Annotated in this window: 5 protein-coding genes; all 5 read left to right on the top strand. The window is 45.8% G+C overall.

Annotated features, from left to right (window positions below; genetic code table 11):
- Window positions 1-99: 99 nt before the first annotated feature.
- The 5 genes from CGSMWGV1500E_RS03655 to CGSMWGV1500E_RS03675 all read left to right on the top strand — a co-directional run bounded on the left by CGSMWGV1500E_RS03655 (window position 100) and on the right by CGSMWGV1500E_RS03675 (window position 12,112).
- Window positions 100-1,425 (top strand): hypothetical protein, encoded by a 1,326-nt coding sequence (locus CGSMWGV1500E_RS03655; RefSeq protein ID WP_004127660.1) that lies wholly within the window; start codon window positions 100-102, stop codon window positions 1,423-1,425.
- Window positions 1,425-1,931, top strand: coding sequence for a DUF3180 domain-containing protein (locus CGSMWGV1500E_RS03660; RefSeq protein ID WP_004127658.1), 507 nt, complete (start codon window positions 1,425-1,427; stop codon window positions 1,929-1,931). The genes CGSMWGV1500E_RS03655 and CGSMWGV1500E_RS03660 overlap by 1 nt, the downstream gene beginning before the upstream one ends.
- Before the next feature lie 117 nt (window positions 1,932-2,048).
- Window positions 2,049-3,725, top strand: coding sequence for an energy-dependent translational throttle protein EttA (gene ettA / locus CGSMWGV1500E_RS03665; RefSeq protein WP_004127657.1), 1,677 nt, complete (start codon window positions 2,049-2,051; stop codon window positions 3,723-3,725).
- A gap of 334 nt (window positions 3,726-4,059) precedes the next feature.
- A complete protein-coding gene (locus CGSMWGV1500E_RS03670; protein WP_004127655.1) occupies window positions 4,060-10,095 on the top strand; it encodes a GA module-containing protein in 6,036 nt (2,011 codons plus the stop codon).
- Between the two features lie 259 nt (window positions 10,096-10,354).
- Window positions 10,355-12,112, top strand: a complete 1,758-nt coding sequence (locus CGSMWGV1500E_RS03675) for a DEAD/DEAH box helicase (protein ID WP_004127653.1) — start codon at window positions 10,355-10,357, stop codon at window positions 12,110-12,112.
- The last annotated feature ends 116 nt before the right edge of the window (window positions 12,113-12,228 follow it).

The raw sequence follows: 12,228 nt of genomic DNA, 5'->3' as shown, positions 1-12,228 counted from the left end.
CAAAAAGTAAAAATCGAATATTAAAACTGAGAAAGCAGCACAACAGCAAGCGTAAATATTGCTATTGTGCGCTTTCTCTTATAGGCGGGGAGAAAAGCAGTGGAAGAAAATAGTTATAGCCTTATACGGCTCAACGGCGTGAGGCCTAACGTTAACGACATTGTTATTGGCTTGTATACGAACATTCGCATTGACGCTGTTCTAAAAGTTGATTTGAGTAGGGCGTTTGCTGGTAACGATACTCATGCAATTGATATTCCTCAATTGACAGATCGTCTTGCTTTTTCGTTAAGGCAGTGCGAGCACGATGATGAAATTGAAGATCATCCGTCAATCGCCTTGGAGCTTATGACTAATAAGGTTGCGGATTCTGTTATGCGCACATGGCAGGTTGTTGAAGCAGATGTTACTGTTCGCGCTTCTGTTCGCAGCAACTACTACGGTTTGCAAAGCGAAGTTGACGACGTTTCTGTTACTGTGCATCGTGTTGCTAAAAGAAAGTACGACATGTCTAACAGAGCAGTTCCCGAAAGTATTGCGCATGTTGCTGTTAGAAGCGGAAAAGTTGATATTGATGATTTAGAAGATAGTCCGAATGCAGACTACTTCCGTACGCTTATAGAACAGAACGAAGAAGAAAATAAGCGTATTGAAGATGCAGAAGCTGCTGCAGCGGCTCAAGCAGCTATAGATATTGCGAATGCTGCAGCTGAAGATTATATGGATAATTCTGCAGAAGATGACGCTGCTAATAAGTCTTGCAACGCTGAAGGCGAGACTGTAAACGCTAACAACTCTTGTGAAAATACTTGTGACAATACTGGCGAAAATCTTTGCGAAAACCAATTAAATAATCCAGGAAACGAAATGGCTGCGAGTGAAGAAAGACACCGATTTTTCGACGTAGACCCGCTTCAAATGCGCACAACTTTGGTAATCTCAATGAGGGGTGTCGCCAATCATGCTACGCGTTCTGCTATGCTGAAAATAGTTGCACTTCTTGAGCAAGATGGAGAAACTCGCGTAGACGGCATATCCGCATTATATGTTGCGAATGCGCTTGATGCTGACTACTACACCTGCGTTTTCCTTCTTTCCTCAACTAGAGACGAGTATGAAATGTTGCGCTTAGTTCGTATTGTTTCTTGTTCAGATAAAGACAAAATAACTCTTCGCGTTCTAGGCTCTCGTTCATACGGAGCACCTGCTACGGAAACTGAATCAATAAATCCGGAAGGGCTGCCGCAAGAAATTGCGCAAATGGTAACAGTGGATCCTAAATCACCTGAACTTATGCCATGGATGCAAATTGAGTCGGACGCTGCTTTGGATCACAACCCGCTTTCGTATTCTTTAGCTCTTGCTTTGGATACTCAAACTGTTGGTATATACTCAGATCAATGGCTTTTAGGGGATGATTATTAATGAAAGCGTATCGCACACCTTGGTGGTATCTGGTATTAGGTCTGCTGTTTGGCTTTGTACTAGGCGCATTTCTTGTGTCGTCAACAGAGTCTAGTGCTATGTCTCTTGCCGGAGCTCCGTGGGTTGTTATATCAATTATGGTAGTTGCCGGTGTTGCAACATTTGTTATGGCTTTGCAAACTCACTTAAGTGTTAGTGAAAAAGCTAAGAAAAACAATAAGCATACAAGCCCGCAGTTTGCTGTTGCCGCTTTGATGTTGTCGAAGTCATTGGGAATGGCTGGATCTATTTTGGCTGGCTGGTATATAGGCCAGTTGCTAATGAGTTTGCCGAACAGCGAAATGGTATTTTATAATTCTGTTGTTGTGCGCGAGTGTTCTATTGCAGGATTCGTTTGCTTTGTAGATATGCTTGTTGGCATTTTGGGCGAATTTCTTTGTCAGTTGCCGCCGGAAGATGGTGCAGAATCTACAAAAAAGTCTGACCGTACTCCGGCAACATGCTAGTTTTACGTAAAGCTATTTAGTTTTACGTGATGCTATTTAGTTTCGCTCAATAACTTATTGCTTTGCATAAAGCAGTAAACGCTGGAATTTCAACGTTTATAAGGATGGTATATTACTTTGGCTGAATTTATCTATCAGATGATTAAAGCGCGTAAGTCTTATGGAGATCGCGTAATTCTCGACGACGTTACTTTAAGCTTCCTTCCGGGCGCAAAAATTGGTGTTGTTGGCCCGAACGGCATGGGTAAGTCTACGCTGCTGAAAATTATGGCCGGATTGGAAAATGTTACAAACGGTGAAGCTTCTTTGACTCCGGGCTACACGGTAGGTATTTTGCAGCAGGAGCCGCCGCTGGATGAAACTAAAACAGTTGGCGAAAATATTAAGATGGCGTTTGGTGAGATTGCGCAAAAAGTAGCGCGCTTTAACCAAATCGGCGAAGAAATGGCCAATCCTGACGCTGATTTTGATGCGTTAATGGAAGAAATGGGCAAGTTGCAGACTGAAATTGATGCTGCAAACGGCTGGGATTTGGATTCGCAACTTGAGCAGGCAATGGATGCTTTGCAATGCCCAGACCCGGATTCTCCTGTTTCTGTGTGCTCTGGTGGTGAGCGCAGGCGAGTGGCATTGTGCAAGCTTCTGCTTGAAGCTCCAGACTTGCTGCTTTTGGACGAGCCTACGAACCACTTGGATGCGGAGTCAATTCTTTGGCTGGAACAGTTCTTACACAAGTATGAAGGCGCTGTTATTGCTGTTACTCACGACCGTTACTTTATGGACAACGTTGCAGAGTGGATTTGCGAAGTTGACCGCGGCCAGCTTTACCCATACAAGGGCAACTATTCCACGTATTTGGAAACCAAGGCCAAGCGTATGGAAATTCAGGGCGCTAAGGATGCCAAGCTTGCTAAGCGTTTGAAGAACGAACTTGACTGGGTGCGTAGTTCGCCGAAGGCTCGCCAAGCAAAGAACAAGGCTCGTTTGGAACGCTACGATCAAATGGAGCAGGAAGCACGCAATTCCAAGAAGCTTGATTTTTCCGAAATCCAGATTCCAGCAGGTCCACGCTTGGGTTCGCAAGTTTTGGAAGCGAAGCATATTCACAAGGCTTTTGGCGACCGTGTGCTAATCGACGACTTGTCGTTTACTTTGCCGCGTAACGGTATTGTTGGCGTGATTGGTCCGAACGGTGTTGGTAAGTCTACGCTGTTTAAGACGATTGTTGGCTTGGAGCCGCTTTCCGGCGGCGAGCTTATTGTTGGCGACACTGTGAAGATCTCTTACGTTGACCAGAATCGTGCAGGATTGGATCCTAATAAGAACTTGTGGGAAGCTGTTTCCGGCGGACTTGATTTTATTGAAGTTGCAGGCGTTGAAATTCCTACTCGCGCATACGTTGCAAGCTTTGGTTTTAAGGGTTCGGATCAGCAGAAGCTTACGGGAGTGCTTTCCGGCGGCGAGCGTAACCGTTTGAACTTAGCTTTGACCCTTAAGCAGGGTGGAAACTTGCTTCTTCTCGATGAGCCTACGAACGATTTGGACGTTGAAACTTTGGAAAGTTTGGAAAATGCTCTGATTGAGTTCCCAGGCTGCGCTGTTGTGGTTTCGCACGATCGCTGGTTCCTTGACCGAGTTGCTACGCATATTCTTGCGTGGGAAGGCGACGACGAGAATCCTGCAAAATGGTACTGGTTCGAAGGTAACTTCCAGGCTTACGAAGAGAATAAGATTGCTCGCCTTGGCGAGGAAGCTGCTCGCCCGCATCGTTTGCACAGAAAGCTTACGCGCTGATTTGCTGATTTTGCTTATTCGTCGGGTTATGTACTCGTCGGATTGCTTACTTTCTGATTTGCTGATTTGCGTGTAAAGTGACGAAAATCACAAGATTGTAATACTTGAAATTTATAAAATTTTGAGTATTATACTCACTGTACTATTTTCAACCGCAGTATTAAGACGTTTGGCTTATAGTCAAAGTTATAACCAATGTTATAGCTGTTATAAACAAGGCATAACCAAAGCATTTATACTGCGGTTGAAGACTATTATTATAAACGCTAATTTTTCTACTGCTGCCGAAATACGCATTAAGCAGCGGTAGTCGAATAAACGGAGTGAAGAAAAAATGAAGAAGATTAATGAAGCGAATAATTTTGCTGCTTTAGTAAAGTCTGCTCAAAATGCTAAGTATGCACCGATTTCTAAGAGCGTGTGCGCAGCTATGCTTGCAGGTGCTATGGTGCTCGGGGGGGGGGTATTCGTTTCTACTCCTGCATACGCTGACGGTTATGTAGACGGCACTGGAAACAATATTTATTACGGTTATAAAACAGACGCAAGCTATAGCGAAGCTCGTTTCCACATTGAGGTGGATTATTACGATACGCTTAAGAATGCTAAGGCGGGCGGTGCGACAGGCAAAGATCCGCTTGGCAAGTTTGTTCGCGTTCATTATCTTTCTAATTGCAACCAAAAAGATGGCACAGCGGACGACTGGCGATTCCGTCCTATGTGGTGGTACGGCGTTCCTAAGGGTCTCACAAACGTACAAAATATCACATATACACGCGTTGAAAAGCTGACTAAGGGCGGTAATAATCCATTTAAGCCTGCAGGTTCCTCGCAATTTACCTTCACGAATGCTCAAGGCTACGGCCAAGTTTCGCAGAAAACATACCCAACGCCTAAAGACTGGAATGGTATTTCAAATTTCTATTTTGAAGGCGATAATGTACTTGCCAGCAAGGGTTGGAAGCAGCTGCTTGGTCTTAATGGTGGAAAGTACGATAACGCTGGAAATACGGAGAGTCAGTGGAACAGTTACAAGAACGAAACCGCTGGCTTGCAAGGCATTTTCGTAGACTGGGAGTCTGCGGGGCAGCGTTTTTACGATATGACCTACGTTGCCGAGATGACCAAGGAGGCTTGGGAGAAGCGCGATACTAATCCGCTTCGTTTCGTGGCTGGCGTTTACCGTTTTGCAGGTAACTGGCATTATGCGGCTGGACAAAAGCATAATACGCCAAAGATTGCGGATCATTTGACGCTTAAGTATCCTGATGTGACACTTGTGAAAAATCTCAACAGTGTTAGTACCGACGAGCAAAATAAGATTAAAGAGAAAATTGCAGACGTCAATAAAGATACGAAACACTATTCGGAATTAGTGGATAAAGTGGAAGTGTCAGATAAAGGTGTAGCAACTATCACCTTTAAAGACAAGACCACGCGCACAATTCCTGCGAACTTGCTTGTTGCTAAGAATGAATCCGATAGAGATAAGTACAAGCCAAACATGCCCGCGCGCACGCCTGTGGTGAAGCCGTCTCAGTTGACCGCTGATGATAAAAAGGCTGTTATTGAGGCGTTCCAGAAAAAGAACATGCACAATACAGATTTCATCGCACATCTTAAAGAGGGCAACGACGGAATCAAGTTCAATGATGACGGCACGAAGCTTGTTGTGACGTATCAGGATGGTTCAACGCTTGAAATTCCCGCATCTAATCTGGTGTGCCAGGGAGCAACCATCGCCGATTGGGCGCCGTACGTTGTGCCTGATGCGATGGAAGTTGAGAATCTGAAGTCGCTTAAGCAAGACGAAATAAATAAGATAGTATCTGCTTTTGATACGGCAAATCAGGGCATTACGCCATATGACGAGGCAAAGGCTCAAAATGGCAATAACGTGCCTGTTACGGTAGATGCCAGCACAGGAGCCGCAACAATCACCTGGAAAGACGGCTCAACAACCACTATCGAAGCCTGGCAGTACCTGAAAGAAAAAGCGAAGCAAACTACAGAACCACCTGCTCCTGCTGAAGCTAAGAAGGAGTTTAAAGTAACTCCTACTAGAATTTTTGAGGTAAACTTCAATCCGTTCAAAACTTCGCAGCAGGAAATAACTACTGCTGGAGCTAATAATACACAGCTTACAAATGTTAGGAATGTATTGGCTGGTTATGCTAAGGATGCTGAAAGTGGTAGTGCAGTTAGCGGTGTAACTGTTGAATATGGTGTCGATTCTACTGGTGCTGGCACAGTCACTTTTAAAGCAAACGGCTACAATGATAAGACTTATCCTATGAGCATGTTCTTCCAGCAGAAGATTGCTAGTCAGAAGCCGGCTCCGGATACCACTTTGCATCATCCAGGTAATATGACTGCTTATCAGTATTATGTGGACCCAGTACAAGTAGATAACGTGAATTCTCCTTCGCCACTAGATCAGATTGCGGCGTTTAAGAAGTTCATGAAGAAGAACTATAATGTGGATATAACCGATCAAGAGGCTACGTCTGCTTATACTCTTAAAGAAAATGATAAGCCTGTATCGGGTGTTACGAATATGCAGCGTTATGTTAAAAACCAAAATAATGGCGCTGGTGTAGTATCGTTTAGCCTTAATACAGATGGAAGTATAGCTGTTCAAGGTTTTGAAACTGGTGAGAATAGTTCGAAGAAACTGTTTGATGTTCCTCTGAAAGATCTTTATGTAGCAAAGACTCAAACTCCTACAGACAACACCTTTGATCAGTTGAAGAAACAGGCTCTTGCGCTTTGGAATCAGAAGAATGGTACTGAACAGCTTACAGATAGGGACTTTAAGAGGGTTGGTATTACTGATCCAAGTAAGTATCCTGCTGATATAAATAGCATGACTGATACTCCTGAGAACAAGACTGCTCTTCGTAAGCTTATTCAACAGCTTTACAATGCGAAGAAGATTACTCGCAAGTATAACAATCCTGCAGATGTTGAGGTGGCAAACACTTCCAATCCAACTGACGATGACTTCAAGAAAGCTATTAAGGCATTCCTTGATGCCAACTACACTGGCGCTGGTGATGTAAACAGTACTACATACACAATGACTTCTGCTCTTAAGCCAAAGTCTAGTACTGTTGACATGGAGCCATATGATGCTACTAATAATCCTGTTGGCATCACTACCATCTCAAAGGGTACTGGAAATACGTTAACTGTTACATGCAAAGACAACACTACATTTACTGTTAGCGTCACATTCAAGAAGAAGGCAGCTCCTGCGCCAGCACCGTCGGGCGATGAGTTGAAGAAGCTGAAAGATGATGCTAAGCAGCAAATCGATCGTAATCCTAACTTGACGAAAGAGCAGAAAGAACAATACAAAAAAGAAATTGGCGACGCGACCACTGCCGACAAGATCAAAGAGATTTTGAAAACTGCTGCTCAGCAGGGCAAAAATAACCAAAATGATCCGTCAAAGGCGCAAACCATAACCGAAAACAAGGGCGGTGGTGCTGCCAAGAAGGAAGCCGAAGACAAGAAGCAAAAAGAAGAGGATAAGCATAATAGCGATCAGCTGAACGATAAGAAAAAGAAAGCTTCCGAAAAGATTGGCAACCTCGGTAATCTAACTCCTGAAGAAAAGGACAAACTAAAAAAGCAGATCAACGGTGACAATACGCCACAAAATCCTGATGGTGCAACAACACCTGAAGAAGTTCAGAAGATTCTGGAAAAAGCCGAGGCGATTAATGCCGCCAAGGGTGCGTTGCAAGGTGACATTGCCAAGGGTGCGCTTCCATTCCTCGACCATGGTACAGGTGATAAGAACAATACCGCGGCTACTCACGCCGACGACGCTGCTCTTAACGAGTTGCTTGGCGGAACTCCTGGTAAGGATCAAACTCTTACCGCTTTGGAAACTGCTCTTGCAAAGAAGGATCCTGCAGCCACAACTGAGGAACTCAACAATGAAGTAGCTGCAGCAAAGCAAGCCAATGCACTCAATGAGCAAAAAGCAAAAGATGCCGCTAACAGGCAACTCGATGCTAAGAAAGATGCGCTTGATAATGCCTATAACGCTTTGACTGACGAGCAAAAGAACTCAGCTAAAGCAAAGTATGATGCTGCTGTTGCTGCAATCAACACTGCTAAGGAAAACGTTGGTAAGGCAACCAAGCCTTCTGAGATCAAAACTGCTGTTGACGGCGTGAACACCTCGTTTGATGAGGCAAACAAAGCAATCAAAGACGCTAAGGGCACGCGCGATACGTCTGGCAACACCAACGATGATAATAACGCTCTTGACGAGGAGAAGAAAGCTCAGACGAAGCGCATTCAAGATAGTGATCTTCCAGAAGCTGATAAGAAGAAGGCTATTGAGGCCATTGATAAGGCCACTAAGCTCGGCGACCCAACGGGTATTGCTGATCGCGCTCTGAAGGCCAAGAAGATTAAAGATGCGCTTGATGCGATTGACAAGCTCGCTCACCTGAACGATGCTCAAAAACAAGCGTATAAAGATATCATTAACTATACAGATGCAAAAACTAATCCCGACACTGGCAAGGACGACATCGACGATGCGCTTGCCAATGCTACTGCAACCGACGCCGCAATGGCTCGCCTTGAAACCCTGAAGAAGACAGCTGATGAGTTCGCTAATGGCGATAAGTACAAGAATTCTACTGATCAGGATAAGAAGACAGCATTTGATAATGCATCCACCGCAGCTGGTGCTGTTTTAGCTAAGAAAACTGGCGATGCTAAGAATGCGGATCAGGTTAATGATCTGTATAAGGATCTTCTTAATGCCATGCAGGCAATCGATGACAAAGTTAAAGGCGCAGGCGTTAGTACCGATGCGCTTCAGGCTGAAGTAGATAATGACTCTAAGTTTAAGCCAACGCAGGCCGATCCAACCGATCCCGCTAAGCCAGCTACACCTGGTGATCCTATCTACAACACATCTTCTCAAGATAATAAAAACGCTTTTGACAAGGCTTTGAAGGATGCGAAAGATGCTTTGAAGACTGCTAAAGAAGATAACGCAAATCAAGCGAAGCCAGACACTACTCCGCGCACTCCAGAACAGGAAGCGGACGCGCAAAAGGTTGTTGACGAAGCGCTTGACAAGCTTGTTAAGGCTCGCCTTGCTTTGGACGGCGTAAACACTAAGCCGTTGCAAGATGAGATCGATAAGGATGGCACTGTTAAAGGTTCAGATAAGTATACACATGCTTCTCAAGGAAAGAAGGATGCGTATGATAAGGCGCTTAAAGATGCTAAGGATCTTATCGATAAGCTAACTGGTAAGACGCCTGCTGCTCAAAGTGAGGAAGATTTAACAACTAAGACTCAAGCTGAAAAGCAGAAGCTTGTTGATGATGCTTTGAAGAAGTTGCAAGAGGCAGCCGCCGCTCTTGACGGCTCTGCTCCGGCACCAACTCCAACGCCGACCCCAACTCCTTCTGATGTTGATAAGACGGATTTGGCTGCTGAGCTTTCTAAGGCGAATACTTTCGGGCGTTATCTTTCTTATTTGATTTCGTCTTCGGATAAGCAGGATGCTTATATTGAGGCTTTGGCTGAAGCTCGTCGCGTTTACGGTGATCCTGATGCAACTCAGGATGAGGTGAATGCTGCTGCTGCGGCTTTGCGTCGTGCTGCTGCGGCTTTGCGTGGTTATGTGTGGCTTGATGATGGCACTGTTTCGCCAATTCCAAGCCCATTGCCAAGCCCATTGCCAACACCTGGTGCTGGAACTGGTGATGCTGGCTCTGGTAATGCTGGCTCTGGTTCTGAAGCTGGTTTTGGTGTGAACGATAATGCGCCTACTACTGTGGATAAGGGCGAGTTGAACGTTCAGATTGATAGTGCTGAAGCTGATTCTCAGCCTGGTAATGCTGGTAACGGTAACGCTGGCAACAGTAACACTGGCTCTAATAATGCTGGTGCTGGCGCAAACTCAGGTAACGCTGGTAATGCCAACAATAATGCTGGTAATGGCGCAAATTCTGCTGCTGTGGATGCTGCTGTTGAAAGTTCGCCGGCTGTGAAGCAGGCTGATGCTCAAGTGGCTCAAGCTCAGGCGGCTTTGGATGCTGCTTTGGCTGAGGCTAAGAAGGTTGCTGCTGATCCTAATGCAACTCAGGCTCAGGTTGATGCTGTGGCTCATAACCTTTCTGCTGCTCGTAAGGCTTTGGCTGAGGCTAAGGCTCATGCGGCTCAGGTTCGTGCTTCTGTGCGCGCTCAGGTGTTGAAGAGTGGTGGTGTGTCTCAGCTTAGCAAGACTGGTAGTGACGTGTCTGTGTTCGGCTTGTTTGCTACGGTTGCTGCTGCTGCGTTCTTCGTGGGTAAGCGTCGTGGTACTTCTCGTCGTAGCAACAACTAGGCGAGAGGCTGTAAAGCCTGCAAAGCTTTAGAAAGCTTACGAAAATCGCGCGAATTTCGTAAGCTGACGTGAGTTTAGCAAGCTTACTTAATCGCATAAGTAAAAATAAAGCCCCGCCTGTGATTCTTCACGGTGGGGCTTTTTGCTGCTTACCCTTTTTTGAAACATTTGCCGTGATTGTGCGGCGCGTGTGCTAGGCTCAGTTAGTTCACGGTTTGAAATTTAAGTTTTGAATACACATATTTTACGAAAGGCTATTGTGCCGCATACTCATAATGCTGCGTCTCATCAAAAGCGAGGCGCGAAGAATAATCACGAATTTAATGCACGCAGAGAGCGCAATCGTAAGGCGGAAAAGGTGCGTGAAAAGGCGCGTCAGAAAGCTTTGCGCTACGAGGAGACTGCAATTCGCGATGCTGAGCAGGATTTCGCTAAAAAAGATTTTGCTAATCGAGAAAATGCTAAAAAGGATTTCACTAAAAAAGAAAATAGTAAGAAAGATTTCACTAAAAACAATAAATCTTCTAAAAATTCAGTAATTATTCCAGATTCTGCAATCGAATCGCGAGAAAACTATAGCGACGACGTAACTTTTACGCAGCTTGGCGTGCCGGATCCTCTTGTAGAAGTCTTGCGCGCGGACGGCAAAACCACGGCCTTCCCAATCCAGCAGGCCACGCTTCCGGATTCTTTGCAAGGTGCGAATATTCTAGGACGTGGCCGCACAGGAAGCGGCAAAACCTTAGCGTTTTCTATTCCGCTGGTTGCTCGCTTAGCAGAAAATTTCGTTGATTTAATCAACAATGGAAAAAATAGTCGTAAAAACGAAAGTGGCGATACTCCAGCTCCTCGCGCAATGATATTGGCGCCAACGCGAGAGCTTGTGCATCAAATTGACGATGTGATTGCTCCTCTTGCAGCGGCTTACGGAATGCGCACGGTGACGGTGTATGGCGGAGTTAGATACCAGCGTCAAGTATCGCAGCTTAAGAAGGGCGCGCAAATTGTGCTCGCTTGCCCGGGTCGTTTGGAAGATTTGATTAGACAAGGTGCGTTGACTCTTGAAAAAGTGATGGTTAGCGTGCTTGACGAGGCTGATGAAATGGCTGATATGGGCTTTTTGCCGGCTGTTACGCGACTTCTTGAGCAGGTGGATCCTAACGGTCAGCGCATGCTGTTTTCTGCCACGCTAGACAAGCAAGTTTCAACTCTTGTAAATCGATTCCTTCCTAACGCTGTGATTCATGCGGTTGACGATGCTGATTCGCAAGTTGACACTATGACTCACCACATTTTTGCTGTGTCTTCGGGAGATAAGTACGAGGTTTTGCGCAAGCTTGCTTCCGGATGCAAGCGTTCCATATTCTTTACGCGCACGAAGTATCAGGCGAAGAATATGGCGAAAAAGTTCCTGCAGCAGGGCATTCCTGCGGTTGATTTGCAAGGTAATTTGTCGCAAAATCAGCGAGATAGGCATTTGGCTGTGTTTTCAGAAGGCTTAGTGCGCGTGCTGGTTGCAACGGATGTTGCGGCGCGAGGCATTGATATTAGTGACGTTGCGTTGGTTGTGCAAACTGAGCCGCCGGAAGACCCGAAGTCGTTCTTGCATCGTTCGGGCCGTACCGCTCGTGCAGGCGAGGAAGGCGATGTTGTTACTCTTGTGCTGCCTAATCAGAAGCGCGCGGCGCACACTATGCTTCGTCGAGCCGGAATTAACGCTAAAGCGGAAGACGTAAATCCTGCATCGCCTGTTTTAGATGAGATTGTGGGAGATGCGGCTGAGCTTCAGGAAGGCTGGAGCATGCCGGAGCCTGAGCAGCAGAAGCGCAAAGGTCGCGGTCGAGGGCGCGGGCGCGGACACGGTGGGCATGGTCACAGTGGTGCGCGCAAATCCGAGCGTAAAGCTGAGAGCAAAGTAGATCGTAAATCTGAGCGTAAAACCGAGCGTAAATCTATCCGCGAACGCGTAAGTAGCCGCGGGCGTGGTCACAACAACATGTCGAAGAGCGTGAAGTGACCAAAACTGCGCAATCGTGTGTAGTTTATGCCGTTTTTTCGTAAGATTCCGACAAAAACAGCGCAAGAGTGAGTAGTTTAGGTCGTTTTTGTATAAGATTTCGACCAAAACTACTC

The sequence above is a fragment of the Gardnerella vaginalis 1500E genome, assembly GCF_000263595.1.
Classification (GTDB): Bacteria; Actinomycetota; Actinomycetes; order Actinomycetales; family Bifidobacteriaceae; genus Bifidobacterium; species Bifidobacterium vaginale_E.
Note: the sequence above shows the minus strand (reverse complement) of the source record. Positions and strands in the feature narration are given on the sequence as shown.

Excerpts from the sequence above, each read along its gene's own strand:
- CGSMWGV1500E_RS03660 (WP_004127658.1), top strand. The coding sequence starts at position 1,425 with ATGAAAGCGTATCGCACACCTTGGTGGTATCTGGTATTAGGTCTGCTG.
- CGSMWGV1500E_RS03670 (WP_004127655.1), top strand. The coding sequence starts at position 4,060 with ATGAAGAAGATTAATGAAGCGAATAATTTTGCTGCTTTAGTAAAGTCT.